Genomic DNA, 26,994 nt, shown 5'->3' on the forward strand with positions numbered 1-26,994 from the left:
CCGCAGGCCTTCCCCGCATAAACACTACGACCGTGAGGGGCGCCCACCGTGAAGGATTCGACCGAACGGTCCAGATGGTGGACAGGGAGCCGAGACGCGAGCCGCCGTCCCCTCAGGACTTCAAGTACGTCAGCACCGCAAGAACCCGCCGGTGGTCGCCGTCGCTCGGGGACAGCCCCAGCTTCAGGAAGATGTTGCTGACGTGCTTCTCCACCGCGCCGTCGCTCACCACCAGCTGCCGCGCGATCGCCGAGTTCGTCCGCCCTTCCGCCATCAGCCCCAGCACCTCGCGCTCACGCGGGGTGAGCCCTGCCAGCACGTCCTGCTTGCGGCTGCGGCCCAGCAGCTGCGCCACCACCTCCGGGTCCAGGGCCGTGCCGCCCTGGGCCACCCGGACCACCGCGTCCACGAACTCGCGCACCTCGGCCACCCGGTCCTTCAGCAGATAGCCGACGCCCCGGCTGGAACCGGCCAGCAGCTCGGTGGCGTACCGCTCCTCCACGTACTGCGACAGCACCAGGACCCCGACACCCGGGTGGCTCTTGCGCAGCTGCACCGCGGCCCGCACGCCCTCGTCGGTGTGCGTCGGCGGCATCCGCACGTCGGCGACCACCACGTCCGGCAGCTGCTCCTCCCGGGCCAGGTCGTCCACCGTCTTGATCAGCGCGTCGCCGTCGCCGACCCCGGCCACCACCTCGTGCCCCCGGTCGGTGAGCAGCCGGGTCAGCCCCTCCCGCAGCAGCACCGAATCCTCGGCGATGACCACCCGCACCCTGTCCTCCACGTCCTCGTCCCCCCAAAGCACCGCTCCGGACCCGCCCCTGTGGCGGGCCCGGTCGTCGGGTCCAGCATTTCAGCATCCGGGGGAGGACGGGCCGCGGCAACGCGATCGGGGGTGTCGTCATCGCGTGCCGCCGGCCGGTCCGGACCCGCCCCTGGCACCGGCGCGCGTCACCGGGCGGGTGCGCGCCCCCAGGGCCCGCACCCGCCCGTGTGTCCGTCCGCCGGACCGCTCACCTCACCGCGCGGTCATCGCGCCCGCTCCGCGCGCCACGGCAGCTCCGCGGTCACCCGCGTCGGGCCGCCGGCCGGCGAGTCCACCACGAGGATCCCGTCCACCGCGTCCAGCCGCTCCGCCAGACCCGCCAGACCCGAACCGCGCGACAGGTTCGCGCCGCCCACGCCGTTGTCCACCACCTGGAGCATCAGCCGGTCCTCCGACCGCCACACCTCCACGGCCGCCAAGGTCGCCCGGCTGTGCTTGCTGACGTTCTGCAGCAGCTCCGAGACCGTGAAGTAGGCGATGCCCTCGATCGCGGGCGCAGGCCGCTCCGACAGATCCACCTCCACCTGCACCGGCACCGTGCAGCGCGAGGCGACCGCGGAGAGCGCGGCGTCCAGACCGCGGTCGGTGAGGACCGCCGGGTGAATGCCACGGGCCAGGTCCCGCAGCTCCTGCAGGGCCGTCTTCACCTCGCCGTGCGCCTCGTCCACCATCCGCGCCGCCTCCTGCGGGTCCTCCCGCAGCTTCTCCTTCGCCAGACCCAGGTCCATCGCCAGGTTCACCAGCCGGGCCTGCGCCCCGTCGTGCAGGTCCCGCTCGATGCGCCGCAGGTCCGCCGCCGCCGTGTCCACCACGACCCCGCGGTCCGACTCCAGCTCCACCACCCGGGTCGCCAGCCGCGACGGGCCCAGCAGCCCGTGCACCATCACCCGGTCCACCGTCGTCAGCGCCCGCACGATCCACGGCGTGGCCAGCGTGAACAGCAGACCCACGCCCGCCGTCACCGCGATCTCGAACGGGTTGTCCAGGTAGATCGCCCGCTGCTCGTCGCCGTACAGCTGTATGCCGTCCTGGCCCGCGTACGTCGGGAGCACCCAGAACCACAGCGGGTACGTCAGCAGCGTCCAGCCCACCGACCAGAACGTGACCGTCACCGTGAAGGACAGTACCGCCCACGGCAGCTGCAGCACCGAGTACAGCAGCGCCCGCCAGGACGTGCCGCTCTTCAGCACCGCCCCGATCCAGCCCATGAACCCCTGCCGCTTCAGCCGCAGCGGCTCCGGCTCGCCCACGTCGAGGCCCAGCAGCCCGCGCGCCCGCGCCCGCTCCACCGACCCGATGCCCCGGCACCCGGCGAGCGCCGCCGCCAGCACCGGCACCCCGAGGAACGTCACCAGCAGGCCCGCGCCCAGCGACACCATCGTGACCGCGTAGGTGAACAACAGGATGCTGATCGGCAGGCTCAGCAGCACATAGGCCAGCTCCCGCCAGGCGCGCCCCTCGACCGGCGCCCGCAGCGCCGCGGGCATCCGGTGCCGCCGTCCCCCCACGCCCCGCGCGTGTCCGGGGCCGGTGGGAAGCCCGTAACCCTGTCCGTACTCCGTGGCCATCGGCTTCGTCCTTCTCCTCGTCCGGCGGCTGTGCTGTCGTACAACCAGAGTGCTGCGCCGTAGGTCGGCGGGGAATGAAGGCCGTCGCAGTCTTCGGCGGGGGGTTTTCCCTACCTACGCCCGCGGGCGGGCGTCCCCTTGCCCGGCGCCTTCCCGGCCGGGGTGCCGGAGCGGTCCCGCCACGGCAGCTCGGCCGTCACCGTCGTCGGACCGCCCTCGGGGGAGTCCACGACGAACAGCCCGTCCACCGCGCCCAGCCGGTCGGCCAGCCCCCGCATGCCCGTACCGCCGTCGAGGCTCGCCCCGCCCACACCGTCGTCCCGCACCTGCAGGAACAGCCGGTCGTCCGACCGCCACACCTCCACCGACGCCGACCGTGCCCGGCTGTGCTTGCTGACGTTCTGCAGCAGCTCCGAGACCGTGAAGTAGGCGATGCCCTCGATCGCGGGCGCCGGCCGCTCCTCCAGGTCGACGGTGACGGCCACCGGCACCGTGCACCGCGCGGCGACCGACGACAGGGCCGCGTCCAGACCCCGGTCGGTGAGCACCGCCGGGTGGATGCCGCGCGCCAGGTCCCGCAGCTCCTGCAGCGCCAGCTTCACCTCGCCGTGCGCCTCCTCGACCATCGATGCCGCCGCGTCCGGGTCCTCCAGCAGCTTCTCCTTCGCCAGCCCCAGCCCCATCGCCAGGTTCACCAGCCGGGCCTGCGCCCCGTCGTGCAGGTCCCGCTCGATGCGCCGCAGGTCCGCCGCCGCCGTGTCCACCACGACCCCGCGGTCCGACTCCAGCTCGGCGATGCGTCTCTCCAGCTCGTCCGACGGCGACAGCAGACCCCGCACCATCGCCCGGTCCACGTCGGCCATCGCCCGCACCACGAACGCCAGCACCGGCCACAGCACGAACAGCCCGGTCAGCGTGACCGTGAAGGTGAGGACGCCCCATGGCATCCGTATCAGCGTGAACAGGCACGTCCGCCATCCCACGGGGTCCTTGACCGCCTGCCACAGCCCCGGCCAGAAACCGCCTGACCTCCGCCACGGCAGCGGGCTCGGCTCGTCGACCCGTACCCCGAGCAGGGCCCTCGCGCGCGCCCGCTCCATCCTGCCCAGCTGCCGCGCCCCCATCAGACCGAGCGCGAGCAGCGGCAGACCGATCACCGTGACCGTCAGGCCCGCACCGACGGACAGCGCGGTCACCGTGTAGACGAAGCCGACGATCGACACCGGGAGGTTCGTCAGGAGATGCGCGATCTCCTTCCAGGTGTGCGCGTCGTAGGCGAAGCGGGCCGGCGGCGGGCGGTCGCCCGGTCCGGCCGGCTGCGGGATCGGTTCGGTCATGGGCCTAGCCTGCCCGGCGGCGGAGGGCCCGCGCCATGAGGCGGACCGCCAACCTGAACTGAGGAAAACCCCACCCCCGCATGCCGAGCCCCGACGGGCTGCTTACCGTGCCTTTATCAGGGCCTAGACTCCGTGCGTACAGATCGTCGGACCGTGGCGTTCGGCGTTCACCGGCACGGATCAAGGGCAGGGCACAGGCAGGAGCGCCTGGTCGCCGATCTGAGGAGTGAGGGGCGGACGTGCGGGAAACGACCGTCGTCGCGGCGGACTACTTCCAGTCCTACTCGGTCGTCGGACTGCTCGCCGTCCTCGGCCTGCTGTTCGTCGCCGTCGCCTTCGGCGCGGGCCGCCTGCTGCGGCCGGTGGTGCCCACGCCGGAGAAACTGCTGACGTACGAGTGCGGCGTCGACCCCGTCGGCGAGGGCTGGGCCCACACCCAGGTCCGCTACTACGTGTACGCCTTCCTCTACGTGATCTTCGCCGTCGACTCGATCTTCCTGTTCCCCTGGGCGACCGTCTTCGCCGCCGACGGCTACGGCGCGACCACCCTCGTGGAGATGTTCGTCTTCCTCGGCTTCCTCGCCGTGGGCCTGCTGTACGCCTACAAGAAGGGCGTCCTGACATGGACGTGAACCCTGCCGCCCCCGAGCCGGTGCTCCTGCCGGAGCCGGGACTTCCCCCCGGTGAAGGCAAGGGGAGGCTCGGCGCGCTCGCCCGGCTCGCCCCCGAGCCGATGAAGGTGGTCCTCAACTGGGGCCGCCGCTACTCGCTCTGGGTGTTCAACTTCGGCCTCGCCTGCTGCGCGATCGAGTTCATCGCCGCGTCGATGGCCCGGCACGACTTCATCCGCCTCGGCGTCATCCCGTTCGCCCCGGGACCCCGCCAGGCCGACCTGATGGTCGTCTCCGGCACGGTCACCGACAAGATGGCGCCCGCCGTCAAACGCCTGTACGAGCAGATGCCCGAGCCGAAGTACGTCATCTCCTTCGGTGCGTGCAGCAACTGCGGCGGCCCCTACTGGGACTCCTACTCCGTCACCAAGGGCGTCGACCAGATCATCCCGGTCGACGTCTACGTCCCCGGCTGCCCGCCCCGGCCCGAGGCGCTGCTCCAGGGCATCCTCAAGCTCCAGGAGAAGATCGCCCGCGAGTCCCTGGGTGAGCGGTACGGCACCGGCTCCGCGGGGCGTCCCTCGGCGGCGGCGCTGCAGAGCGGGCTGGTCCGGCCGCCCGCGTCCAAGGGCGAGGGGGACGCCGGATGACCGCCGTCGGCTGGCTCCCCGCGGACGTCGAGGACCTGTTCGGCGCGCAGGCCACGGCGGAGGAGGCGTACGGCGTCCTCACCGTCGACGTGCCGTCCGACGCCTGGATCCCCGCCCTCGAGGCCGCCCGTGACCGCCTCGGCTGCACCTTCTTCGACTGGCTCAGCGCCGTCGACGAAACCGGCACCGGCTTCCGCGTGACCGTCCACGTCGCCGCCCTGGCCCCGGTACGGCGGCTGCTGCTGCGCACCACCGTGCCGCACGAGGCCCCCGTCCTGCCGTCCGCCGTGGACGTCTACGCGGGCGCGGCCTGGCACGAACGCGAGACCCACGAGATGTTCGGTGTCGAGTTCACCGGCCACCCCGGCCTCGACCACCTGCTGCTGCCCGACAACTTCGAGGGCCATCCGCTCCGCAAGGACTTCGTCCTCGCGGCCCGCGTCGCCAAGGCGTGGCCCGGCGCCAAGGAACCGGGGGAGCCGGAGCACGGCGGACCCAAGCGGCGCCAGATGCTGCCGCCGGGCGTGCCCGACCCGAACGAGTGGGGCCCGCTCAAGGGCCAGCTCCCGCCCGCCCCGGCCCGCCCCGCCCGCCGCACGGCCACCCCGTCGACCCGCACCCCGGGCGAACGCCCGCCCCGCCGCACCCGCTCCGTCTCCGAGGGCTCGGCGAGCCAGACGGCGGGGGCGGGCGCCGGCACGGGTGCTGAGGTGACTGAGGCGGCCGAGCCTCAGACGCCCGTCAGGACGCGCAGGTCGCGGTCGGTGTCGGAGGGGTCGGCGAGCCAGAGGGGTACGGGCGACTCGGGTGCCGGTGCCGCCGGGAGTGGCGCGCCTCGTCGGGCGCGGTCGGCGTCCGAGGGTTCCGCGAGCCGGCGGCCGGACGCCCCCGCGCGCCGGTCACGCAGCGCGAGCGAGGGCTCGGCGTCGCAGCGCGAGAGCGCCCCGGGCACGGGTGGTCCCCGCCGGGCGCGGTCCGCGTCCGAGGGCTCCGCGAGTCAGCGCGCGGGACAGGACCAGGCGCCGGCCGCCGACGACACGGCAGCGGGTGCCACCGAGGAGCGGCACGACCGTAAGCCGCCCGTCGCCCCGCGCAGCCCCGACGCCCCGTGGCACCACGCACGGCCGGCCTTCGAGGGGCCGGACGACCCGGAGCGTGAGCCTCAGGTGTCGGAGCCGGACGACGAGCCGCAGCCCGCCCCGAAGCCCGAAGCGCGTCCTGGCAAGGGCGACACCGACCCCACCACCCCCGACGAACCCTCAGGAGGCACGCGGTGACCGACGTATCCGACGTCGCCCTGCGACTCCTCGTCGTGTTCGTCGTCTTCCTGACCTTCCCCCTGCTCGTGGGCCAGACCGAGCACAAGGTCATGGCGCACATGCAGGGCCGCGTCGGCCCCATGTACGCCGGGGGCTTCCACGGCTGGGCCCAGCTCATCGCCGACGGTGTGAAGTTCGCGCAGAAGGAGGACGTCGTACCGGCCGGCGCGGACCGCCGTATCTTCCAGCTCGCCCCGGCCGTCGCTCTCCTGCCGTACCTCCTCGTGCTGCTCGCCGTCCCGATCGGGCCGGGTGAGGGCGCGGTCGGACAGGTACTGGACGCGGGCGTGTTCTTCGTCCTGGCCGTGATGGGCGTCGGCGTCCTCGGCTCGCTCATGGCCGGCTGGGCGTCCGCCAACAAGTTCTCCCTCCTCGGCGGCCTCCGTACCGCGGCCCAGCTCCTCGCGTACGAACTGCCGATGCTGCTCACCGCCGCCTCCGTGGCGATGGCCGCCGGGACCGTGTCGCTCGTCGGCATCCTCGACGCGTTCGAGTGGTGGTGGCTGCCCTGGCAGATCACCGGCGCGCTGGTCTTCTTCATCGCCGGTCTCGCCGAACTCCAGCGCCCGCCCTTCGACATGCCGGTCGCCGACTCGGAGATCATCTTCGGCGCGTACACCGAGTACACCGGCCTGCGCTTCGCCCTGTTCCTCCTCGCCGAGTACGCCGGGATCGTCGTGCTGTGCGGGCTGACCACCGTGCTGTTCCTCGGCGGGTGGCACGGCCCCTGGGGCGCCGACGGGCTCGGCTGGGTGTGGACCCTGCTGAAGACCGCCGTCCTCGCCTTCGTCGTCATCTGGCTGCGCGTCAGCTACCCCCGTCTGCGCGAGGACCAGTTGCAGAAGTTCGCCTGGACCCTCCTCGTTCCCCTCGCCCTCGCCCAGATCGCCCTCACCGGCGTCGTCAAGGTGGTGTTCCTGTAATGGCCCCGATCCCCGGCTCCGGCCTGGCCAAGGGCCTGGCCGTCACACTGCGGACGATGACGCGGAAGTCCGTCACCGCCCAGTACCCGGACACCCAGCCCGAACTGCCGCCCCGCAGCCGCGGGGTGATCGGCCTGTTCGAGGAGAACTGCACGGTCTGCATGCTGTGCGCCCGCGAGTGCCCCGACTGGTGCATCTACATCGACTCGCACAAGGAGACCGTCCCGCCCGCCGCCCCCGGCGGCCGCGAGCGCAGCCGGAACGTCCTCGACCGGTTCGCCATCGACTTCTCCCTGTGCATGTACTGCGGTATCTGCATCGAGGTCTGTCCTTTCGACGCGCTGTTCTGGTCCCCGGAGTTCGAGTACGCGGAGACCGACATCCGTGACCTCACCCACGAGCGGGACAAGCTCCGCGAGTGGATGTGGACCGTCCCGGCCCCGCCCGCCCTCGACCCCGGCGCGGAGGAACCGAAGGAAGTGGCCGCAGCCCGCAAGACCGCCGAGAAACTCGCGGCCGCCCAGGCCGACGAACCGGGTCAGGAGGGCCGCGCGTGAGCACCGCAGCGACCGCCGGCGCGCTCGCGGCCGGCACTCTGCACCGGGCGGCCGAGCCGCCCGGCTTCCTGTCCCCGACCGGCGTCGAGATCACCTTCCTCCTCGTCGGCCTGGTCACCCTCGGGGCCGCCGTCGTCACCGTCACCACCCGCCAGCTGGTGCACGCGGCCCTGTGGCTGGTGGTCGCCCTCGGCGGACTGGCCGTCGAATACCTGCTGCTCACCGCCGAGTTCATCGCCTGGGTGCAGGTCCTCATCTACGTCGGCTCCGTCGTCGTCCTCCTCCTGTTCGGGCTGATGCTCACCCGCGCCCCCATCGGCCGCTCACCGGACGCCGACTCCGGCAACCGCTGGGTCGCCCTCACCGTCGCCGTCGCCGCGGCCGGCGCTCTGGTCTGGGTGGTCGTCGACGCCTTCCGCACCACCTGGATCGACCTGGACGGCGCCCCCTCCGGCACCACCGAGGTGACCGGCGCCAGCCTCTTCCAGCACTGGGTCCTCCCCTTCGAGGCCCTCTCCGTCCTCCTCCTCGCCGCGCTCGTCGGCGCGATCGTCCTGTCCCGCAAGGCCAAGGCCGGCTCCGAGCGCGGCGCGAAGGACACGGCCGCGTCCGGCACGGCGACCGGCGCGACCCGCACCCGGCGCGACCAGGAAGGGGCCCGCTGATGCACCTCGCCTATCCCGCCGTCCTCGCCGCGCTCCTCTTCTGCACCGGCCTCTACGGCGTCCTCGCCCGCCGCAACGCGATCCTGGTGCTGATGTCGGTCGAGCTGATGCTCAACGCCGTCAACCTCAATCTCGTCGCCTTCGACGCCTGGCTCAGCCGGGCCGCCGAGGACACCCTCCACTCCGGCCAGGCCCTGGCGCTGTTCACCATCGCCATCGCCGCCGCCGAGATCGGCATCGGCCTCGCGATCGTCCTCGCCGTGTACCGCAACCGCGGCACCTCGGACGTCGACCGGCTCCGCGACACCGCCGAGGGCCACGACCCCGACGACCCCGACAGCGACGCCACCGGCCGCGCCCTCCCCGCCCCGGCCGCCGGCGAGAAGGCCGAGGCCACCGCGTGACCACGACCACCCTCGCCGTCCTCGTCCCCCTCCTTCCGTTCCTCGGCGCGCTCGCCGGACTGCTGCTGGGCCGCACCGCACCCGGCTTCGCCCGCCCGCTCGCCGTCCTGCCCACGCTCGCCTCCCTCGCGCTGGCCGCCACCGTTGCAGCACGCCAGGGCGGCGGCGCCCCGGTCGACGCCGCGACCGAGCTCACTCCCACCGGTTCGGTCCCGATCGAACTCGCCCTGCACATCGACGGCTTCGCCGCCCTCACCGCCGTGGTCGTCGCCACCGTCGCGACCTGTGTGCAGATCTACTCCACGGGCTATCTGCGCGACGACCCGCGCTACCCGTCGTACGCCGCTCTCGTCTCGCTGTTCACCTCCGCGATGCTCCTGGTCGTCTACACCGGCGACCTGATGGTGCTGCTGGTCGGCTGGGAAGTGATGGGCATCTGCTCCTACTTCCTCGTCGGCCACTACTGGGAGACCCCCGAGGCGCGCGCCGCCTCCCTGAAGGCCTTCCTGGTCACCAAGCTCGGCGACGTCCCCTTCCTCATCGGCCTGTTCGCGCTCGCCGCCGACACCGGGTCCTTCCGCATCACCCGGATCCTCGGCGCCGTCGCGCACGGCGGCATCGACCACCCGACGCTGATCGCCCTGCTGCTCCTCGCCGGCGTGGCCGGCAAGTCCGCGCAGTTCCCGCTGCACACCTGGCTGCCGGACGCGATGGCGGGCCCCACCCCCGTCTCCGCGCTGATCCACGCCGCGACGATGGTCGCCGCCGGCGTCTACTTCGTCGCCCGTCTCCTTCCGCTCTTCGAGGCCTCGCAGGCCGCGATGACCGTCCTCGCCGTCATGGCCGCCGTGACGATGACCGGATCGGCGGTCGCCGCCCTCGCCCAGGACGACATCAAACGCGTCCTCGCCTACTCGACGATCGGCCAGCTCGGCTACATGACCGGCGCCCTCGCCGTCGCCGACCGCGGCGCCGCCGTCTTCCACCTCCTGTCCCACGGCGCCTTCAAGGCGCTGCTCTTCCTCGCCGCCGGCGTGATCATCCACGCCGCCGGCACCAACTCCCTGGCCGCCATGTCCCGCATGAGCCACCTGCGCGACCGCGTCCCCGACGCCTACTGGACGATGACCGTGGCGCTCCTCGCGCTCGCCGCGATCCCGCCGTTCAGCGGCTTCTTCTCCAAGGAGGCCGTCCTCGGCGTCGCCGAGCAGGTCGTCACCGGCCACACCGAGCACGCCCCCGCCGCCGCGGGCTGGATCGTGCTCCTCGCCGGACTGCTCACCGCCCTCCTCACCGCCGCGTACGCGACGCGGCTGTGGCTGCTCGCCTTCCGCGGCAGCGGCACCGAGGCGCCCGACCACGGGCGTCAGCCGCTCACCATGACCACCGTGCTGTGGGTGCTCGCCGTACCGTCGCTGGCGTTCGGCGGCTTCGCCTTCCGAGTCCTGCCCGACTGGTTCGACGGGCAGGACCTCACTCCGACCCTCACCACCTCCGTGCTCGGCACGGGCGTGGCCCTGGTCGGCGGCATCGTCACCTACGCCACCTGGCGGCACACCACCGCGCACGCCGCCCGCGTCCCGCTCGGCGCCGTCGCCGCCCACCCCGAGGGCGACGCCGGGCAGGTCGAGGCGGAGGCCATCGCGAGCCACGAACCGGCCTACGGCGACGTCGCCTACGCGGCCGACCCCTCGGACCCCGGACGGCTGCTGCTCGGCCGGCTGCACCGGCACGCCGCCGTCGGCTTCCACCTGGACGCCGTGTACTCGGCGCTCTTCGTCCGCCCGGTGCGTGCCGGCGCCAGCCTCGTGCGGTTCCTCGACCGGGAGGTCGTCGACACCTACGTACGCGGCGCGGGCACCCTGCCCCGCTGGCTCGGCGCCGCCGTCCGGCGCGCCCAGACCGGCAATCTGCAGACCTATGTGAGCGCGCTGCTCGCCGGCACCGTCGTCCTCGCGGTCGCCGCCGTCCTCGTCGCCACGGGAGCGTGAGCAGGCGTGATCGATATCAACGAGTCCGTGATGCAGTTCCTTCTGGCGTTGACCGTCGTCGGCCCGCTCCTCGGCGCGGCCGCCGCTCTGCTGCCCGCCCCGCCCGGGCTGAAGGGGAAGTCGCCCGAGCAGGCCGTGCTCCGCCACGGCGTCACCGTCACCGGCGTGATCCTCATCGCCGCGACCGTCCTGGCGCTCGGCTTCGACCACGACCACCCGTCGAAGATGCAGGCCACGACCGACATCAGCTGGATCCCCGCACTCGACGTGCGGATCCACCTCGGCATCGACGGCATCTCGCTCCCCCTTCTCGTCCTGACGGCCCTGCTGACCTTCCTCAGCGCCCTCTACTCGTACTTCAAGCCGCCCGCGGGGCCGTCCCCGAAGGCCTTCGTCGCCCTGCTGCTCGTCCTCGAGTCCGGCACCCTGGCGACCTTCGCCGTCCTCGACCTCGTCCTGTTCTTCCTCGCCTTCGAGACCGTCCTCGTCCCGATGTACTTCCTCATCGCCCGCTGGGGCGGCGAGGGCCGGGCCGAGGCCGCCTGGAAGTTCATCCTGTACACGCTGCTCGGCTCGGTGGTCATGCTGCTCGGCCTGCTCCTGATCGGGATCAAGGCGGGCACGTTCGACATGGTGGCACTCGCCACTGACAACGGCCGGTCACTCTCCGTATCCGTGCAGGTCGTCGCGGTTCTGGCGATCGGGATCGGGCTCGCGGTGAAGACGCCGATGTGGCCGCTGCACAGCTGGCTGCCCGACGCCCACACCGCCGCCCCGACGGTCGGCTCCGTCATGCTCGCCGGCGTCCTGCTGAAGATGGGCACGTACGGCTTCGTCCGCATCGTGCTCCCGGCCGCGCCCGACGGCTTCCGCACCTTCGCGCCGTACCTCGCCGCGTTCGCCGTCGTCGGCATCGTCTACGGGTCCCTGGCCTGCCTCGCCCTGGCCAGGAAGGGCGCGAAGGGCGACCTCAAGCGTCTGATCGCCTACTCCTCCGTCGGCCACATGGGCTTCGTGCTGCTCGGCATCGCGACCATGACCCCGACCGGAGTCAACGGCGCCCTGTTCGCCAACATCGCCCACGGCCTCATCACCGGCCTGCTGTTCTTCCTGGTCGGCGGCCTGAAGGAGCGCACCGGCAGCACCGACCTCGACGCCCTCGCCCAGGAGACCGGGGCCGCCCTCTACGGCCGGGCGCCTCGCCTCGGCGGCCTGCTCGCCTTCGCCGCCGTCGCCTCCCTCGGCCTGCCCGGTCTCGCCGGATTCTGGGGCGAGATGCTCGCGCTGTTCGGCGCCTTCGACCCGGCCGAGGGGCTCAGCCGCCCGGCCTTCCTCACTTTCATGTCGATCGGCGCTTTCGGCACCCTGCTCACCGCCGCCTACCTGCTGATCGTGGTCCGCCGCGTCTGCATGGGCGCCGCCCCGAAGGACACGCCCGCCTACACCGACGTGCGCTCCTACGAGTTCGCGGCCTGGACCCCGCTCGTCGTCCTCACCGTCGTCGCCGGCCTGTGGCCCAAGGCCCTCCTCGGGCTGACCGACCCGGCCGTGCAGCAGCTTCTCGCAGGAGGCACCCGATGACCTCCCTCGTCCAGTCCGTCGACTGGCTGGCCATCGCACCGCCCACCGTCGCGGCGGTCGTCGGACTCGTCGTGCTGGTCGCCGACCTGTTCCTCACGGAGTCCAGGAAGCCCGTGCTCGGCTGGATCGCGGTGGCCGGACTCGCGGCCGCCGCGCTCATGCTGCTGCCGCTCCTCGACGCCGACCGCTCCACCTTCTGCCTGGTCGGCGACACCGAGGTGTGCAGCTACACCGCGGACCGCTTCACCCTCGTCATCCAGTTCCTGGTGCTCGGCGGCGCCCTGCTCTCCGCCCTGCTGTCGGTGACCGCGCTGAAGGACTCCGGCAAGCGGCTGCCCGAGGGCGAGTACTGGTTCCTGTTCCTCTCCTCCGCCGCCGGCGCGGCCCTGCTGCCCGCCTCCCGGGACCTCGCGACCCTCGTCGTCGCCCTGGAGGTCGCCTCGCTGCCCGCGTTCGCCCTGGTCGGCCTGCGCCACGGCGACCGCAGGTCCTCCGAGGCCGCCCTGAAGTTCTTCCTGTCCTCCGTCACCGCCACCGCGGTCAGCCTGCTCGGCATCAGCTTCGTCTACGCCGCCACCGGCACCTTCCACCTCACCCGGGTCGCCGAACGCATCCAGGACGTCGACGGGCAGCTCGCCACCCTCGCGCAGACCGGTGTCGTCCTCACCCTCGTCGGCTTCGCCTTCAAGACGGCCGCCGTCCCCTTCCACTTCTGGGTCCCCGACACCTACGTGGGCGCCCCGCTGCCGATCGCCGCCTACCTGTCCGTCATCGGCAAGGCGGTCGGCTTCTCCGGCCTCATCCTCGTCACCGTCGTGGCCCTCCCCTCGTACGCCGACGCCTGGGCCCCCGCCCTCGCCGTGCTGGCCGCGCTCACCATGACCGCCGGCAACGTCGGCGCCCTGCGCCAGCAGTCCACGCGCGCGTACAGCGCCGTACGCCTGCTCGCATGGTCGTCCGTCGGCCAGGCCGGCTACCTCCTGGTGCCGATCGCCGCCGCCGGGTACTCCGACGACCCCGAGAAGTCGGTCGGCTCCACCCTCGCCTACGCCCTCATGTACGGAGCCGTGAACCTGGGCGCCTTCGCGGTGGCCGCCCTCGTCGGCCGGGCGCACCGGCTCAACCGTGTCGCCGACTACCGCGGTCTGTACGCCGCGCGCCCGCTCACCGCGCTGCTCATGGGCTTCTTCCTGCTGTGCCTCGCCGGCCTCCCACCGGGCGTCATCGGCCTCTTCGCCAAGGTCACCGTGTTCGCGGCGGCCGTCCACGCGGGGCTCGGCTGGCTGGCCGTCGTCATGGCCGTGAACGTCGTCATCGCGCTGGTGTACTACCTGCGCTGGACGGCGCTGCTGTTCCGCGCGCCGGAGACGGCCCCCGACGGCGAGGCGGCGGCCCACCGCCTTCCCGCACCGCTCACCGCGGCGCTCGCCCTCACCGGCGTCCTCGGCATCGTCCTGTCCGGCGCCCCGCAACTGGTGCTGCGCTTCACGGAGACCGGGCTCTTCTAGGCGTCCCGGTGCTCCACGCGCGGGGCCGCCCGTTCCCGCCCCGCGCGGCCGTCACCCGGACGGTTGACACGCGCCACCACGCCCACAAGGGAACTAGTGCCCTTCGCCTGGCGTTGACCGATACGGGGGGTTCCACTGGACGTGACACCACGGCACCAGTGGGCAGCGCAGGTCAGACGGAAGATCAGCCAGCAAGGGTTCCCCTGCCGCACGACTTGGAGGGCGTACCGTGCACCGCCGGCACAACGGGCTCAGGACCGCTGTCCTCCTCGGGGGACTGTCCGCGCTCATCATCGTCATCGGCAGCTTGTTCGGCCGTATGGGGCTCGTCATCGCCGTCGTCGTCGCGCTGGGCACCAACGCCTACGCGTACTGGAACAGCGACAAGCTGGCCCTGCGAGCGATGCGGGCGCGCCCGGTGAGCGAGTTCGAGGCCCCCGGTCTCTACCGGATGGTCCGTGAGCTCTCCACGCAGGCCCGCCAGCCCATGCCGCGCCTCTACATCTCGCCGACGGAGGCCCCCAACGCCTTCGCCACCGGCCGCAATCCGCGCAACGCGGCGGTGTGCTGCACGGAAGGCATCCTGCGCCTCCTCGACGAGCGGGAGCTGCGCGGCGTCATCGGCCACGAACTCAGTCATGTCTACAACCGCGACATCCTGATCTCCTCGGTCGCCGGCGCCCTCGCCTCCGTGATCATGTTCCTGGTCAACTTCGCCTGGCTGATCCCGATCGGCCGCTCGGACGACGACGACGGCCCGGGCCTGCTCGGCATGCTGCTCATCCTGATCCTGGGCCCGCTCGCGGCGTCCCTCATCCAGCTGGCCATCAGCCGCTCCCGCGAGTACGAGGCGGACGCCTCCGGCTCCCAGCTCACCGGCGACCCCCTGGCCCTGGCGAGCGCCCTGCGCAAGCTGGAAGCGGGCACCAAACAGCTCCCACTGCCCCCTGAGCCGCGTATCGAGACGGCCAGTCACATGATGATCGCGAACCCCTTCCGCCCGGGGCAGGGGCTCGCCAAGATGTTCTCCACCCACCCGCCGATGGCGGAACGCATCGCCCGGCTCGAGAAGATGGCAGGCCACCTGTGAAGACCATCCTGAATCTCATCTGGCTCGTCATCAGCGGCTTCTGGCTGTTCCTCGGCTACCTGGTGGCCGGCCTGCTGCTGTGCGTCACGATCATCGGCATCCCGTTCGGAGTGGCCGCGTTCCGCATCGGCGTCTACGCCCTGTGGCCCTTCGGGTACACGACGGTGGAGCGCCGCGACGCCGGCGCCCCGTCCTTCGTCGTCAACGTGCTGTGGCTGATCCTCGCGGGCTGGTGGCTCGCCCTCGGCCACATCCTCACGGGCCTGGCCCTGTGCGTGACGATCATCGGCATCCCGCTCGGCATCGCCAACTTCAAGCTGATCCCGGTCTCGCTGTTCCCGCTGGGCCGCGAGGTCGTCCGTACGGACCAGGCGTTCACAGACCGCTGGTGAGGTGAGCGGCGGGCCTTGCGGGGGAGGGGCGGGGCGGGTCATGGCCGGGCGTGGCCGCGGGCCGGGCGGGGAGTTGTCCACAACCGCCGGTTCGTCCACAGGCCCGCACGCGTCCCGCCGCAGCCGCGCATCATGAATCCACGGACGGGTCACTGCCCGCCCGGATCCGGATGATCACCTTGCCGCCGCCCCCACACCTTCCGCACCCCGTACGCCACCACACCCGCACCGAGCACCGCCGCGCCCACGGCCACCGAGGTCCAGGGCAGGGAGAACGCCAGCGCCACGCACCCGGTGAACCCCACCGCCGGTACCACTCGGGCCGCGACACCCCGGCGCAGTGTCCAGGCCGAGGCGTTCGCCAGGGCGTAGTACGTCAGCACACCGAAGGAGGAGAACCCGACAGCGCCCCGCAGGTCGACGGTGGTGGCCAGGACGGCGACGGCACCGCCCACGGCCAGCGCCGCCCGGTGCGGCACACGGAACCGCGGATGGACGGCGGCCAGTGGCGCCGGGAGATGCCGGTCCCGGGCCATAGCCAGCGTCGTCCGTGACACCCCGAGCAGCAGGGCGAGCAGCGATCCCAGCGCGGCGACCGCTGCACCCGCCCGCACCACCGGCGCGAGCTCGGGTACCCCGGCCGCCCGCACCGCGTCGGCGAGCGGCGCGACGGACGCACCGAGCGACTCCGCTCCCAGCACGGAAAGGACAGCGACGGCGACAGCCGCGTACGCCACGAGCGCGATTCCCAGGGACACCCGGACGGCCCGCGGGATCGTGCGCGCGGGATCCCGCACCTCCTCGCCGAGGGTCGCGATCCGCGCGTACCCGGCGAACGCGAAGAACAGCAGACCGGCCGCCTGGAGCACCCCGCCGGCCCCACCCGACACGCCGTCGTCCAGCCGGCTCGGGGCGGCATCCCCGGACGTCAGACACACGACCACCACGGAAGCGAGGACCGCCAGGACCACACCCACGATCGCCCGCGTCACCCACGCGGACTTCTGTACCCCGCCGTAGTCGACCGCCGTGACCAGTACCACGGCGGCGACGGCCACAGCATGCGCCTGCCCTGGCCAGACGTACGCGCCGACGGTGAGCGCCATCGCGGCGCAGGACGCCGTCTTGCCGACGACGAACGCCCACCCGGCCAGGTAGCCCCAGAACTCCCCGAGCCGCTCCCGGCCGTACACGTAGGTTCCGCCCGAGGCCGGGTACAGCGCGGCCAGGCGGGCCGACGAACCGGCGTTGCAGTAGGCGACGACGGCGGCGACGGCCAGCCCGAGGAGCAGCCCCGAACCGGCGGCCCGCGCGGCGGGCGCGAGCGCGGCGAAGATGCCCGCGCCGAGCATCGCGCCCAGGCCGACGACCACGGCGTCGCCCGTCCCGAGGGTGCGGCGCAGTCCGGAAGGGCCGGGATCGGCGGGGGCGTGCGTCATGGGGCCGCACCCTACTGATCAAAGGCAACCGGTAGGTGGACTCGTGACGTCCTTCATGGTGCAAAGGCCGGCGGGAAAGGGCAGGTACTCGGCATGACGATCATCAGCTGGATCATTCTGGGCCTGCTGGCCGGAGCCATCGCGAAGTTCCTGCTGCCCGGCCGCGACCCGGGCGGCCTCGTCGGCACGACCCTGATCGGCGTCGCCGGCGCGTTCATCGGCGGCTGGATCTCGTCCCGCTGGCTGGACCACCCGATCAGCAAGGACTTCTACGACGGCACCACGTGGGTGGCCGCGATCGGTGGTTCGCTGGTCCTGCTGATCGCGTACCGCATCCTGTTCGGCCACTCGCGCGATTGACGACGGGGGCCCGGCGACGACGCGACCGACGACGGTGCGACCGACGACGTGACGACACAAAGAGGGTGGGCGCCTGAGCAGGCACCCACCCTTCTCCGTCTGTCCGTCCGTTCGTTCGTCCGGCGCGTCGGCCGTCCTACCGGTAGTTCACGAACTGCAGGGCGAAGTCGAAGTCCTTGCCCTTGAGCAGCGAGATGACGGCCTGGAGGTCGTCCCGGCTCTTGGAGGTGACGCGCAGCTCGTCGCCCTGCACCTGGGCCTTCACGCCCTTGGGGCCCTCGTCGCGGATGATCTTCGCGACCTTCTTCGCGTTCTCCTGGGAGATGCCCTCCTCGATCGTCGCGAAGATCTTGTACTCCTTGCCCGAGAGCTGCGGCTCACCCGCGTCCAGGGCCTTCAGGGAGATGCCCCGCTTGATCAGCTTGGACTGGAAGACGTCGAGGACTGCCTTCACCCGGTCCTCGGAGTTCGCCTCCATGAGGATCTTCTCCCCGGACCACGAGATCGAGGCGCCCACGCCCTTGAAGTCGTAGCGCTGCGAGATCTCCTTGGCGGTCTGGTTGAGGGCGTTGTCGACCTCCTGCCGCTCGACCTTCGAGACGATGTCGAAACTGGAGTCGGCCATGTCCTGTGGCTCCTTGATTCGGGGTGCGTATCGGGCTGCGCACCGGATGCGTACCGGTGTACTGGGAGCGGTCCCCGAGCCCGGCATCGGCCCCGGACCGCATCCGGACCAGCCTAGTCACCCCCCGGCCCCGGGGTGGCGATCAATCGGGTGGCGGAGCACCCCTGTCCATCGGGTATTGTTTACGTCGTTGCCAGCGAGCACCGCCGGAAGGCGGGGTTCAGTGCAGCAACCCCGGCGGTGTGCCCGAGCGGCCAAAGGGAGCAGACTGTAAATCTGCCGGTTCTACCTTCCCAGGTTCGAATCCTGGCGCCGCCACACGACCGAAAGGGTCTGTGACCAGCAGCAATGCTGATCGCAGACCCTTTCGTCGTTGACGGGCACGGCGGCGGGGCCGGACCCTCCGAGACCCGCCCGCGCCTCACCCGTCCGCCGCTTCGTGCAGCACCGCCTCCCGTACCGCTCGCGTGAGGTTTGCCGCCGTATCCACGCCCCCGCCCGAGTCGGCCGACAGGGCGGTGCCCACGCTGCTCCAGTCTCCCCAGGTACAGGCGTTGACCAGCCCGCCCCCACGCTCGGTCAACCAAACGTGGACCATGCCCGCGGTCCGGCAGGACAGGGGCGTCGTCGCACCTCGAGGTCCTGGTCGCCGCGAGCTGACACCCCGGCAGCAGGACACACGGGCACACTGGACGCATGTCGCCGCGTCGTCGTCCCTGTCCCGAGTGCCGTCGTGAGATCGCCGTCGTCGCCGGGCGGTACGCGCGGCACGATCCGCCCGGCGCTCGCGGCAGCGGGGAGCTGACCTCCTGCCCGGGGTCCCGTCGGCTCGCCCAACCGGGCCCCGAGCAGCCCTCGTTGGACGGCTACGTCGTACCGCCGTTCCCCGGGCAGATGCCCCTCTTCTGAACCGGCCCCCCACCCCGCTCAGTTGCCCGCGACCGACCTGACCGCCACCGGAACCGGCGCCGAGCCGCTGATCAGTTCCAGGGTGAGGCCCGCCGTCGCGGGCGTGTCCACCAGTTCCGCCAGGACGGCCGCCACGTCGTCGCGGGGGATCGGGCCGCGGCCCGTGCGTGCCTCCAGGCGGACCTGCCCCGTGCCAGGCTCGTCCGTCAGCTGACCCGGCCGCAGAATCGTCCAGTCGAGACCGTCCAGACTCCGTACGTACGCGTCCGCCTCGCCCTTTGCGCGCAGATACACGTCGAAGACCTCGTCCCCCTGGTGCTCCGCGTCCGCGCCCATCGACGACACGATGACGAACCGGCGTACGCCCGCCCGCACGGCCGCGTCCGCGAACAGGACCGCCGCCGCCCGGTCCACCGTGTCCTTGCGGCCCACGCCGCTGCCCGGGCCGGCGCCCGCCGCGAACACCGCGGCGTCCGCGCCCTTCAGGACCTCCGCGACCTCCTCCACGGACGCCGACTCCAGGTCGAGCACGATCGGCTCCGCGCCCAGCTCCCGCAGGTCGTCCGCCTGTTCGGGTTTGCGGATGATGCCCGCCGCCTCGTCCCCGCGCGCGGCGAGCAACCGCTCCAGCCGAAGCGCGATCTGACCATGACCACCAGCGATGACAATGCGCATGCCTTCGACCGTACGTCGTACCGGGCCCGTCCGCCGTGCGACCAGCCGCTCCGCACCGCAGCAGACTCGCCCGACCGGGGGCGCGTCCTACGCAGGCCCGCGCCCCTGCCGCGGCAGTCCTCGACCCGAGCTTGACGCCGCCGAGTCGCAGTACTCCCGCACCGCGCTCGTGCGGGCCACCTCACGCCCTCCGTGCACGCAGCAGGACTCGCCCGACCGGGGGCGCGTCCTACGCAGGCCCGCGCCCCTGCCGCGGCAGTCCTCGACCCGAGCTTGACGCCGCCGAGTCGAGTACTCCCGCACCGCGCTCGTGCGGGCCACCTCACGCCCTCCGTGCACGCAGCAGACTCGCCCGGCCTGGGGCGCGTCCTACGCAGGCCCGCGCCCCTGCCGCGGCAGTCCTCGACCCGAGCTTGACGCCGCCGAGTCGCAGTACTCCCGCACCGCGCTCGTGCGGGCCACCACACGCCCTCCGTGCACCACGATGCGGCTGTACGCCAGGGACAGCGCGGCCGGCAGGCCGTCGCCCCGTACCGCCAGCAGGTCGGCGGGGAACCCCGCCTCCACCCGCACCTCCGGCAGCCCCATCGCCGCCCGTGCCCGCGTGCTCACCGCCGCGTACGCGTCCTCGGGGGACAGGCCCTGACAGGAGGCCAGCAGGTACGCCGCCTCCAGCGGGTCGCCGCGGCCCACCGGGTTCGACACGTCCCGCAGCGAGCCGCTCCCCGCCGCCACCTGCACGCCCGCCGCGCGCAGCAGCCGCACCGGCGCCGCGTCCCGGCCGTCCGCCGCGCCGCAGCCGCCCTGAGGCAGGCACACCACCGTCACCCCGGCCGCCGCGAGCCGCTCCGCCGTTCGGGCCGCGACGTCGGCGGGGAGGGCGGACAGGCCCCCGCACGGGCCGAGCGTCACCCCCGGACGCAGCCCGCCCGCGATCGCCGCGAGACGGGCCAGCCGGGCCGGGTCGGACGCGTCGGTGTGCAGGTCGACCGGCAGGCCGTGCTCGGAGGCCGTCTCCAGCACCGCCTCCACATAGCCTGCGGGGTCGGGGTCGAGGTCCGGACAGCCGCCCACCACGGACGCGCCCATCTTCACCGCGTCCCGCAGCACCGCCATCCCGTCCGCCCCGGCCACCCCGGTCAGCACCCGGGGCATCGCCACCGTGGTCAGCTCGGCCAGCCCGCGCAGCGAGCGCGCCGCGCGCAGCACGGCCCGCAGCGCGCCGAGCCCCGCCATGTCCCCCACCCGCACGTGCGCACGCAGGGCCGTCGCCCCGTGCCCGAGCTGGAGCAGCGCCGCCTCCGTCGCCCGGCGCTGCACGTCCTGGGGGTCCTGCGAGACGGGCCCCGGACCGTCGGCGGACAGGGCGGTGTCGGCGTGGGCGTGCGGTTCGGCCGGGGCGGGCAGCAGCAGGTAGCCGGTGAGGTCCAGCCGTGGCACGCACGCGCGTGTCGCGTCCGCCGTGAGGCTGCCCGCCGTGCCGACGGCCTCGATGCGCCCGCCGCCCAGCCGTACGTCCACGGTCCGGCCGTCCGTGAGGCGGGCGCCGCACAGGAGGAGCGGGGGAGGGCCGGCCGGACCGGAACCGGAGGGCGAGGACCACGGCTGGGACGGTGGCTGCGGCCGGTTGTCGGTCATCGCGCTCCTGGGGCTCGGGCTGCGCACGAGGACGCACGTCACGCTGAGACAAGATCACGCAGAGTGAGTCGAGCCTAGGACGGCCCCCCGTCCCGCGCCGGGAGGAGCGCAATAGTCGTACCGGCGTGGCACGTCCGTCCGGGAGGGGGACGGAGGGCGGAAACGGATTTGGGCGAACGGCGGCGGACCGTGTAATGTCTTCATCGCTCGCCCCAATAGCTCAGTCGGCAGAGCGTCTCCATGGTAAGGAGAAGGTCAACGGTTCGATTCCGTTTTGGGGCTCTGGTGTGAGAGGTTCCCGCCGCGAGGCGGGGCCCGATCGCATCAAAGCGGTGTAGCTCAGTCGGTAGAGCAAGCGGCTCATAATCGCTGTGTCACCGGTTCAAGTCCGGTCACCGCTACTGTCAGTAGCCGATTGCGGGGTCGGTCCTTCGATCGGCTACTCTTCTTGCGTTAATCAAGTCCATCCGTTCGTCAAGGAGCACTCACGTGGCTGCCACCGACGTCCGCCCGAAGATCACGCTGGCCTGCGTGGAGTGCAAGGAGCGGAACTACATCACCAAGAAGAACCGGCGTAACAACCCGGACCGTCTTGAGATGAAGAAGCACTGCCCGCGTTGCAACGCGCACACCGCGCACCGCGAGACGCGATAAATCAGGCTCGTACACGAGGCCGTCCCCCCACTCGGGGGGCGGCCTCGTGTCGTTTCCCCACCGACACCACACACCGTGAGACATGTCGGTCCTGGACCGACACAGGAGGTGCCGCGCGCATGGCGCTCGACCAGTCCTTCGTGGGGCGGAGCTACCCGCCCACCGAGCCGTACGAGGTGGGCCGGGAGAAGATCCGCGAGTTCGCCGAGGCAGTGGGGGACGCCAACCCGGCGTACACGGACACGGAGGCGGCCCAGGCGCTCGGCCACCCCGATGTGATCGCCCCGCCGACCTTCGTGTTCGCCATCACGTTCAAGGCCGCGGGCCAGGTCGTCGCCGACCCGCAGCTCGGCCTCGACTACAGCCGCGTCGTGCACGGCGACCAGAAGTTCGCCTACAACCGGCCCGTGCGTGCCGGCGACCGGCTCACCGTCACCTCCACCATCGAGACCATCCGGACGATGGCGGGCAACGACATACTGGACATCCGCGGCGAGGTGCACGACCAGGACGGCGAGCACGTCGTGACCGCCTGGACCAAGCTGGTGGCCCGCGCGGCCGAGGAGGCGTGAACCACACCATGACGGCGAAGATCTCCTACGCCGACGTCGAGGTCGGCACCGAGCTGCCCGCGCAGACGTTCCCCGTGACGCGCGCCACCCTCGTCCAGTACGCGGGGGCCTCCGGCGACTTCAACCCCATCCACTGGAACGAGCGGTTCGCCAAGGAGGTCGGGCTGCCCGACGTCATCGCGCACGGCATGTTCACCATGGCCGAGGCGATCCGCGTCGTGACCGACTGGGTGGGCGACCCCGGCGCGGTCGTCGAGTACGGCGTCCGCTTCACCCGTCCGGTCGTCGTCCCCGACGACGACAAGGGCGCCGTCATCGAGGTCAGCGGCAAGGTCGCCGCCAAGCTCGACGACAACACCGTCCGCGTCGACCTCACCGCGACCAGCGCCGGCCAGAAGGTCCTCGGCGCCTCGCGCGCGGTCGTACGCCTCGCCTGAGTCCGGGCCCGACCCGGAGCCGCGGTGGCGGGGGAGCGGGGGCGGGGGCGCCGTCTCGTAGTCTTGAGCCCGTGCAGGAACTCCACGACGCCCCCCTCGCCCCGCTGACCACCTTCCGGCTGGGCGGCCCCGCCACCCGGCTGGTCACCGCGACCACCGACGACGAGGTGATCGCCGCCGTCCGCGAGGCTGACGCCGCGGGCACCCCGCTGCTCGTCATCGGCGGCGGCTCCAACCTGGTCATCGGCGACAAGGGCTTCGACGGCACCGCGCTCGTCGTCGCCACCAAGGGCGTCACCCTCGACGGCACCGGCCTGGAGCTGGCCGCCGGCGAGGTGTGGACCGACGCCGTCGCCGCCACCGTGGAGGCCGGACTCGCCGGCATCGAGTGCCTGGCCGGCATCCCCGGCTCCGCGGGCGCCACCCCCATCCAGAACGTCGGCGCGTACGGCCAGGAGGTCGCCTCGACGATCACCGAGGTCGTCGCCTACGACCGGCGCACCGGCGAGACCGTCACCCTCTCCAACGAGGAGTGCGCCTTCTCCTACCGGCACAGCCGCTTCAAGGTCGACCCCGAGCGGTACGTCGTCCTGCGCGTCCGCTTCCGGCTGGAGGACGCCGGCGGCATGTCCGGCCCGGTCAAGTACGCCGAGACCGCTCGCGTGCTCGGTGTCGCACCCGGCGAGCGGGTGCCGCTGGCCACCGCCCGCGACACGGTGCTGAAGCTCCGCGCCGGCAAGGGCATGGTGCTGGACCCGGAGGACCACGACACCTGGTCGGCCGGCTCCTTCTTCACCAACCCGATCCTCGACGACGAGACGTTCGCCGCATTCCGTACGCGTGTACGGGAGCGGTGGGGGGACGGCGTCGAGCCGCCCGCCTACCCCGCCGGAGACGGACTCACCAAGACCTCCGCGGCCTGGCTGATCGACAAGGCCGGCTTCACCAAGGGGTACGGCAGCGGGCCCGCCCGCATCTCCACCAAGCACACCCTCGCGCTCACCAACCGCGGTGAGGCCACCACGGAGGACCTGCTCGCCCTGGCCCGCGAGGTCGTGGCGGGCGTCCGTGAGGCGTTCGGGATCACCCTGGTGAACGAGCCGGTCATGGTGGGCGTCGGCCTCTGAGAGGCGCCGACCGCGTAATTGCGTTGCCGCGCCCGGCCCGTCGCGCGTATCCCTGACGGCATGAGGAAGCATCCGTGCGGCTGAGGGCCGAGGAGTTCCGGCCGCGCGCCGGGCGTTACGCGTTCCGGGTCGTGCAGCCGCGCCCCGCGCTGCGGCACACCACGCTCGTCGACCCCATACGCGACTGGGGCTACCTGGTCGGGGACCACGATGGATTGGCGCGCCTCGCCGGGTTGTTCTCCTTCGCGGCGTACTCCCCGCACACGGTCGTCCACGTCCCGCTCCGGCAGAGCATCCCCCGGGACTTCCCCCAGGGCGTGCCCGTCGACCTGGTCCTCGTCCATCAGACGCTCGGACTGCGGCCCTCCATCTGGCCCGCCCTGCGCCGCGGGCTCACCCAGGGCGCCCCGCGGGCCGTCCGCACCGACGAACGGCGCACCGCGCGGCACGCCGCCGACTGGGAAAACCTCTGGGAGCGGCGCTGGGACCGCCTGCCCCGGACCGGCCGCGTCCAGCCCGCCGTCCACGCCCGCACGCTGTTCCTGTCCGGCGCGCGGGACACCTTCGCCGCCGCCTCCGTGAGGATCTCCGAGGTGGCCGGCTTCGGCCCGCTCGACAAGCGGGCGGCCAAGGGGTACGACGTGCTCCGCTCCTCGCTCACCACACTGCTGCCCCTGTCCCGGGGCCGGGGGACGGAGCTGGACATCGGCTTCCAGGCGTATCCGCCCCTGGCTCACTTCACCCCACCGGGGCGGTCAGCCACGCGTCGACGTCCGACAGCAGCTTCTCCTTGACGTCCTCCGGCGCCGCCGAGCCCCGGATGGACTGCCGGGCCAGCTCGGCCAGCTCCGCGTCCGTGAAGTCGTGATGCCGCCGTGCGATCTCGTACTGCGCCGCCAGCCGGGAGCCGAACAGCAGCGGGTCGTCAGCGCCCAGCGCCATCGGCACGCCCGCCTCGAACAGCGTGCGCAGCGGCACGTCCGCCAGCTTGTCGTAGACGCCGAGGGCGACGTTCGACGCCGGGCACACCTCGCAGGTGACGCCCCGGTCGGCGAGCCGCTTCATCAGCCGCGGGTCGTCCGCCGCCCGCACGCCGTGCCCGATGCGGTGCGCCTCCAGGTCGTCCAGGCAGTCCCGCACCGACGCGGGTCCCGCCAGCTCGCCGCCGTGCGGCGTCGACAGCAGCCCGCCGCTCCGCGCGATGGCGAACGCCCGGTCGAAGTCGCGTGCCATGCCGCGCCGTTCGTCGTTGGAGAGACCGAAGCCGACGATCCCCCGGTCGGCGTAGCGCACGGCGAGGCGGGCCAGCGTGCGGGCGTCCAGGGGGTGCTTCATCCGGTTGGCGGCCACCAGCACCCGCATACCGAGCCCGGTGTCGCGGGACGCCGAGTCCACCGCGTCGAGGATGATCTCCAGCGCCGGGATCAGCCCGCCCAGCCGGGGCGCGTACGACGTCGGGTCGACCTGGATCTCCAGCCAGCCGGAGCCGTCCCGGATGTCCTCCTCGGCCGCCTCACGCACCAGCCGCTGGATGTCCTCGGGCGCTCTGATGCACGAGCGTGCCGCGTCGTACAGGCGCTGGAAGCGGAACCAGCCGCGTTCGTCCGTGGCCCGCAGCCGGGGCGGCTCCCCGCCGGTCAGGGCGTCGGTCAGGGCATCGGGCAGACGCACCCCGTACTTGTCGGCCAGCTCCAGCAGGGTGCTCGGCCGCATCGACCCGGTGAAGTGCAGATGCAGGTGGGCCTTCGGCAGCTCAGAGACATCACGTACACGCTCCATCCGCCGATCCTGCCGCACGATCCGGCCGTCCCGGTAGCGCTTTCGCCGGACGTGGTCTTGCTCGCACAGACGAACGGGGGCGCCCAGGAAAGTCCTGGGCGCCCCCGATGCGGAACGGACGGGAACTCAGTCCCGCGCCTCCGCCAGCAGCTTCTGGATGCGGCTCACGCCCTCGACGAGGTCCTCGTCGCCCAGCGCGTAGGACAGCCGCAGGTAGCCCGGCGTGCCGAACGCCTCACCGGGGACCACCGCGACCTCGGCCTCCTCCAGGATCAATGCGGCCAGCTCGACCGTGTCCTGCGGGCGCTTGCCCCGGATCTCCTTGCCGACCAGCGCCTTCACCGACGGGTACGCGTAGAACGCGCCCTCGGGCTCGGGGCAGACCACACCGTCGATCTCGTTGAGCATCCGCACGATGGTCTTGCGGCGGCGGTCGAACGCCTCACGCATCGTGGCGACCGCGTCCAGGCCGCCGGAGACGGCGGCGAGGGCGGCGGCCTGCGCGACGTTCGACACGTTCGACGTGGCGTGCGACTGCAGGTTGGTGGCGGCCTTCACGACGTCCTTCGGGCCGACGACCCACCCGACCCGCCAGCCGGTCATGGCGTACGTCTTGGCGACGCCGTTGACGACGATGCACTTGTCGGCCAGCTCGGGCACGACCACCGGCAGGGAGTGGAACTCGGCGTCCCCGTAGACCAGGTGCTCGTAGATCTCGTCCGTGAGGACCCACAGGCCCTTCTCGGCGGCCCAGCGGCCGATCTCCTCGATCTGCTCGCGGCTGTAGACGGCGCCGGTCGGGTTGGAGGGCGAGACGAACAGGAGAACCTTGGTGTTCTCCGTGCGGGCCGCCTCCAGCTGTTCCACGCTCACCCGGTAGCCGGTGGTCTCGTCGGCGACGACCTCGACCGGGACACCGCCCGCCAGCCGGATCGACTCGGGGTACGTCGTCCAGTACGGCGCCGGGACGATGACCTCGTCGCCCGGGTCGAGGATCGCGGCGAAGGCCTCGTAGATGGCCTGCTTGCCGCCGTTGGTGACCAGGATCTGGGCCGGGTCGACCTCGTAGCCGGAGTCGCGCAGCGTCTTGGCGGCGATCGCCTGCTTCAGCTCGGGCAGGCCGCCGGCCGGGGTGTACCGGTGGTACTTCGGGTTCTTGCAGGCCTCGATCGCGGCCTCGACGATGTAGTCCGGCGTCGGGAAGTCGGGCTCACCGGCGCCGAAGCCGATCACCGGTCGCCCGGCGGCCTTGAGGGCCTTGGCCTTGGCGTCCACGGCGAGGGTGGCGGACTCGGAGATCGCGCCGACTCGGGCGGAGACCCGGCGCTCGGTGGGAGGGGTTGCAGCGCTCATGAGG

28 protein-coding genes and 3 tRNA genes are annotated in these 26,994 nt (G+C 72.4%); 22 read left to right on the forward strand and 9 right to left on the reverse strand.

Annotated features, from left to right (window positions below):
• Nucleotides 1-112: 112 nt before the first annotated feature.
• The 3 genes from MTR79_RS02865 to MTR79_RS02875 form a co-directional block, all read right to left on the reverse strand.
• Nucleotides 113-772: a response regulator transcription factor gene (locus tag MTR79_RS02865; protein WP_275938898.1), complete on the reverse strand. Its 660-nt coding sequence runs from the start codon at nt 770-772 to the stop codon at nt 113-115.
• Between the two features lie 257 nt (nt 773-1,029).
• Nucleotides 1,030-2,394, reverse strand: a complete 1,365-nt coding sequence (locus MTR79_RS02870) for a sensor histidine kinase (protein ID WP_244789060.1) — start codon at nt 2,392-2,394, stop codon at nt 1,030-1,032.
• A 110-nt stretch (nt 2,395-2,504) separates the two neighbouring features.
• A complete protein-coding gene (locus tag MTR79_RS02875) occupies nt 2,505-3,731 on the reverse strand; it encodes a sensor histidine kinase (protein ID WP_189366659.1) in 1,227 nt (408 codons plus the stop codon).
• 239 nt (nt 3,732-3,970) lie between these two features.
• On the opposite strand from MTR79_RS02875, the gene MTR79_RS02880 reads away from it, so the two are divergent.
• The 12 genes from MTR79_RS02880 to MTR79_RS02935 all read left to right on the forward strand — a co-directional run bounded on the left by MTR79_RS02880 (nt 3,971) and on the right by MTR79_RS02935 (nt 15,422).
• Nucleotides 3,971-4,363, forward strand: coding sequence for an NADH-quinone oxidoreductase subunit A (locus tag MTR79_RS02880; RefSeq protein WP_048460763.1), 393 nt, complete (start codon nt 3,971-3,973; stop codon nt 4,361-4,363).
• Nucleotides 4,354-4,992, forward strand: a complete 639-nt coding sequence (locus tag MTR79_RS02885) for an NADH-quinone oxidoreductase subunit B (protein ID WP_048460764.1) — start codon at nt 4,354-4,356, stop codon at nt 4,990-4,992. Before MTR79_RS02880 ends, MTR79_RS02885 begins: the two co-directional genes overlap by 10 nt.
• A complete protein-coding gene (locus MTR79_RS02890; protein WP_244789062.1) occupies nt 4,989-6,269 on the forward strand; it encodes an NADH-quinone oxidoreductase subunit C in 1,281 nt (426 codons plus the stop codon). Before MTR79_RS02885 ends, MTR79_RS02890 begins: the two co-directional genes overlap by 4 nt.
• Entirely contained in the window at nt 6,266-7,234 is a 969-nt protein-coding gene (locus MTR79_RS02895) for a complex I subunit 1 family protein (RefSeq protein WP_048460766.1), read from the forward strand. The genes MTR79_RS02890 and MTR79_RS02895 overlap by 4 nt, the downstream gene beginning before the upstream one ends.
• Nucleotides 7,234-7,791: an NADH-quinone oxidoreductase subunit I gene (locus MTR79_RS02900; protein ID WP_086701126.1), complete on the forward strand. Its 558-nt coding sequence runs from the start codon at nt 7,234-7,236 to the stop codon at nt 7,789-7,791. The genes MTR79_RS02895 and MTR79_RS02900 overlap by 1 nt, the downstream gene beginning before the upstream one ends.
• Nucleotides 7,788-8,456 carry an NADH-quinone oxidoreductase subunit J gene (locus tag MTR79_RS02905; protein WP_244789064.1) on the forward strand — a complete coding sequence of 223 codons (669 nt, stop codon included), beginning with the start codon at nt 7,788-7,790 and terminating at the stop codon, nt 8,454-8,456. The genes MTR79_RS02900 and MTR79_RS02905 overlap by 4 nt, the downstream gene beginning before the upstream one ends.
• A complete protein-coding gene (gene nuoK, locus MTR79_RS02910; RefSeq protein WP_048460769.1) occupies nt 8,456-8,860 on the forward strand; it encodes an NADH-quinone oxidoreductase subunit NuoK in 405 nt (134 codons plus the stop codon). The genes MTR79_RS02905 and nuoK overlap by 1 nt, the downstream gene beginning before the upstream one ends.
• Nucleotides 8,857-10,851 (forward strand): NADH-quinone oxidoreductase subunit L, encoded by a 1,995-nt coding sequence (locus tag MTR79_RS02915; RefSeq protein WP_244789066.1) that lies wholly within the window; start codon nt 8,857-8,859, stop codon nt 10,849-10,851. Before nuoK ends, MTR79_RS02915 begins: the two co-directional genes overlap by 4 nt.
• A 6-nt stretch (nt 10,852-10,857) precedes the next feature.
• On the forward strand, nt 10,858-12,432 hold the full coding sequence (locus MTR79_RS02920; RefSeq protein ID WP_244789069.1) for an NADH-quinone oxidoreductase subunit M: 1,575 nt from the start codon (nt 10,858-10,860) through the stop codon (nt 12,430-12,432).
• The gene (locus tag MTR79_RS02925; RefSeq protein ID WP_244789071.1) at nt 12,429-13,940 is read left to right on the forward strand and encodes an NADH-quinone oxidoreductase subunit N; all 1,512 of its coding nucleotides are present in this window, start codon (nt 12,429-12,431) and stop codon (nt 13,938-13,940) included. Before MTR79_RS02920 ends, MTR79_RS02925 begins: the two co-directional genes overlap by 4 nt.
• Before the next feature lie 229 nt (nt 13,941-14,169).
• The gene (gene htpX, locus MTR79_RS02930; protein WP_189366655.1) at nt 14,170-15,030 is read left to right on the forward strand and encodes a zinc metalloprotease HtpX; all 861 of its coding nucleotides are present in this window, start codon (nt 14,170-14,172) and stop codon (nt 15,028-15,030) included.
• The gene (locus tag MTR79_RS02935; RefSeq protein WP_086701115.1) at nt 15,027-15,422 is read left to right on the forward strand and encodes a YccF domain-containing protein; all 396 of its coding nucleotides are present in this window, start codon (nt 15,027-15,029) and stop codon (nt 15,420-15,422) included. Before htpX ends, MTR79_RS02935 begins: the two co-directional genes overlap by 4 nt.
• A gap of 149 nt (nt 15,423-15,571) precedes the next feature.
• On the opposite strand, the gene MTR79_RS02940 is transcribed toward MTR79_RS02935, so the two are convergent.
• Nucleotides 15,572-16,861 carry an APC family permease gene (locus tag MTR79_RS02940; RefSeq protein WP_244789073.1) on the reverse strand — a complete coding sequence of 430 codons (1,290 nt, stop codon included), beginning with the start codon at nt 16,859-16,861 and terminating at the stop codon, nt 15,572-15,574.
• Between the two features lie 93 nt (nt 16,862-16,954).
• Here MTR79_RS02940 and MTR79_RS02945 point away from each other — a divergent pair, with 93 nt between their 5' ends.
• A complete protein-coding gene (locus tag MTR79_RS02945) occupies nt 16,955-17,221 on the forward strand; it encodes a GlsB/YeaQ/YmgE family stress response membrane protein (protein ID WP_026243884.1) in 267 nt (88 codons plus the stop codon).
• Between the two features lie 136 nt (nt 17,222-17,357).
• Here the strand turns inward: MTR79_RS02945 and MTR79_RS02950 are convergent, their stop codons facing one another.
• Nucleotides 17,358-17,846, reverse strand: coding sequence for a YajQ family cyclic di-GMP-binding protein (locus MTR79_RS02950; protein ID WP_048460776.1), 489 nt, complete (start codon nt 17,844-17,846; stop codon nt 17,358-17,360).
• Nucleotides 17,847-18,082: 236 nt separating this feature from the next.
• On the opposite strand from MTR79_RS02950, the gene MTR79_RS02955 reads away from it, so the two are divergent.
• Together MTR79_RS02955 and MTR79_RS02960 are read left to right on the forward strand one after the other, a co-directional pair.
• A tRNA-Tyr gene (locus MTR79_RS02955) sits at nt 18,083-18,164 on the forward strand.
• A 378-nt stretch (nt 18,165-18,542) separates the two neighbouring features.
• Complete coding sequence (locus tag MTR79_RS02960; protein ID WP_086703910.1) at nt 18,543-18,755, forward strand: hypothetical protein; 213 nt, start codon at nt 18,543-18,545, stop codon at nt 18,753-18,755.
• Nucleotides 18,756-18,773: 18 nt separating this feature from the next.
• Here MTR79_RS02960 and MTR79_RS02965 read toward each other — a convergent pair whose 3' ends face one another.
• Nucleotides 18,774-19,430 carry an SDR family oxidoreductase gene (locus MTR79_RS02965; RefSeq protein WP_102641364.1) on the reverse strand — a complete coding sequence of 219 codons (657 nt, stop codon included), beginning with the start codon at nt 19,428-19,430 and terminating at the stop codon, nt 18,774-18,776.
• Between the two features lie 369 nt (nt 19,431-19,799).
• On the reverse strand, nt 19,800-21,068 hold the full coding sequence (locus MTR79_RS02970) for an amidohydrolase family protein (protein ID WP_086704414.1): 1,269 nt from the start codon (nt 21,066-21,068) through the stop codon (nt 19,800-19,802).
• Nucleotides 21,069-21,277: 209 nt separating this feature from the next.
• Here MTR79_RS02970 and MTR79_RS02975 point away from each other — a divergent pair.
• From MTR79_RS02975 to MTR79_RS03005, 7 genes are all read left to right on the forward strand, one after another.
• Nucleotides 21,278-21,350: transfer RNA gene (locus tag MTR79_RS02975), tRNA-Thr, on the forward strand.
• Nucleotides 21,351-21,396: 46 nt separating this feature from the next.
• A tRNA-Met gene (locus MTR79_RS02980) sits at nt 21,397-21,469 on the forward strand.
• Nucleotides 21,470-21,557: 88 nt separating this feature from the next.
• Complete coding sequence (gene rpmG, locus MTR79_RS02985) at nt 21,558-21,722, forward strand: 50S ribosomal protein L33 (protein WP_003948671.1); 165 nt, start codon at nt 21,558-21,560, stop codon at nt 21,720-21,722.
• Between the two features lie 119 nt (nt 21,723-21,841).
• A complete protein-coding gene (locus MTR79_RS02990; protein WP_048458079.1) occupies nt 21,842-22,294 on the forward strand; it encodes a MaoC family dehydratase N-terminal domain-containing protein in 453 nt (150 codons plus the stop codon).
• A gap of 8 nt (nt 22,295-22,302) precedes the next feature.
• Nucleotides 22,303-22,731, forward strand: coding sequence for a MaoC family dehydratase (locus tag MTR79_RS02995; RefSeq protein WP_048458088.1), 429 nt, complete (start codon nt 22,303-22,305; stop codon nt 22,729-22,731).
• A gap of 71 nt (nt 22,732-22,802) precedes the next feature.
• Nucleotides 22,803-23,858 carry a UDP-N-acetylmuramate dehydrogenase gene (locus tag MTR79_RS03000; RefSeq protein WP_244789075.1) on the forward strand — a complete coding sequence of 352 codons (1,056 nt, stop codon included), beginning with the start codon at nt 22,803-22,805 and terminating at the stop codon, nt 23,856-23,858.
• A 74-nt stretch (nt 23,859-23,932) separates the two neighbouring features.
• The gene (locus MTR79_RS03005) at nt 23,933-24,652 is read left to right on the forward strand and encodes a hypothetical protein (protein ID WP_244789077.1); all 720 of its coding nucleotides are present in this window, start codon (nt 23,933-23,935) and stop codon (nt 24,650-24,652) included.
• Here the strand turns inward: MTR79_RS03005 and MTR79_RS03010 are convergent.
• Together MTR79_RS03010 and MTR79_RS03015 are read right to left on the reverse strand one after the other, a co-directional pair.
• Entirely contained in the window at nt 24,597-25,637 is a 1,041-nt protein-coding gene (locus MTR79_RS03010; RefSeq protein WP_086704419.1) for an adenosine deaminase, read from the reverse strand. The two genes, MTR79_RS03005 and MTR79_RS03010, sit on opposite strands and share 56 nt — an antisense overlap.
• Nucleotides 25,638-25,763: 126 nt before the next feature.
• Nucleotides 25,764-26,990, reverse strand: a complete 1,227-nt coding sequence (locus MTR79_RS03015) for a pyridoxal phosphate-dependent aminotransferase (protein WP_086704431.1) — start codon at nt 26,988-26,990, stop codon at nt 25,764-25,766.
• Between the last annotated feature and the right edge of the window lie 4 nt (nt 26,991-26,994).

Origin of the sequence: Streptomyces sp. BJ20 (genome assembly GCF_022869105.1) — a bacterium.
Lineage (GTDB): Bacteria > Actinomycetota > Actinomycetes > Streptomycetales > Streptomycetaceae > Streptomyces > Streptomyces griseoincarnatus.

Coding starts and splice junctions, on each gene's coding strand:
- nuoK (WP_048460769.1), top strand. CDS start 8,456: ATGCACCTCGCCTATCCCGCCGTCCTCGCCGCGCTCCTCTTCTGCACC.
- MTR79_RS02925 (WP_244789071.1), top strand. CDS start 12,429: ATGACCTCCCTCGTCCAGTCCGTCGACTGGCTGGCCATCGCACCGCCC.
- MTR79_RS02990 (WP_048458079.1), top strand. CDS start 21,842: ATGGCGCTCGACCAGTCCTTCGTGGGGCGGAGCTACCCGCCCACCGAG.
- MTR79_RS02965 (WP_102641364.1), bottom strand. CDS start 19,430: ATGCGCATTGTCATCGCTGGTGGTCATGGTCAGATCGCGCTTCGGCTG.
- MTR79_RS02970 (WP_086704414.1), bottom strand. CDS start 21,068: ATGACCGACAACCGGCCGCAGCCACCGTCCCAGCCGTGGTCCTCGCCC.
- MTR79_RS02940 (WP_244789073.1), bottom strand. CDS start 16,861: ATGACGCACGCCCCCGCCGATCCCGGCCCTTCCGGACTGCGCCGCACC.
- MTR79_RS03010 (WP_086704419.1), bottom strand. CDS start 25,637: ATGGAGCGTGTACGTGATGTCTCTGAGCTGCCGAAGGCCCACCTGCAT.
- MTR79_RS02995 (WP_048458088.1), top strand. CDS start 22,303: ATGACGGCGAAGATCTCCTACGCCGACGTCGAGGTCGGCACCGAGCTG.
- MTR79_RS02945 (WP_026243884.1), top strand. CDS start 16,955: ATGACGATCATCAGCTGGATCATTCTGGGCCTGCTGGCCGGAGCCATC.
- MTR79_RS02885 (WP_048460764.1), top strand. CDS start 4,354: ATGGACGTGAACCCTGCCGCCCCCGAGCCGGTGCTCCTGCCGGAGCCG.
- MTR79_RS02900 (WP_086701126.1), top strand. CDS start 7,234: ATGGCCCCGATCCCCGGCTCCGGCCTGGCCAAGGGCCTGGCCGTCACA.
- MTR79_RS02875 (WP_189366659.1), bottom strand. CDS start 3,731: ATGACCGAACCGATCCCGCAGCCGGCCGGACCGGGCGACCGCCCGCCG.
- MTR79_RS02960 (WP_086703910.1), top strand. CDS start 18,543: ATGTCGCCGCGTCGTCGTCCCTGTCCCGAGTGCCGTCGTGAGATCGCC.
- MTR79_RS03015 (WP_086704431.1), bottom strand. CDS start 26,990: ATGAGCGCTGCAACCCCTCCCACCGAGCGCCGGGTCTCCGCCCGAGTC.
- MTR79_RS02950 (WP_048460776.1), bottom strand. CDS start 17,846: ATGGCCGACTCCAGTTTCGACATCGTCTCGAAGGTCGAGCGGCAGGAG.
- MTR79_RS02870 (WP_244789060.1), bottom strand. CDS start 2,394: ATGGCCACGGAGTACGGACAGGGTTACGGGCTTCCCACCGGCCCCGGA.
- MTR79_RS02890 (WP_244789062.1), top strand. CDS start 4,989: ATGACCGCCGTCGGCTGGCTCCCCGCGGACGTCGAGGACCTGTTCGGC.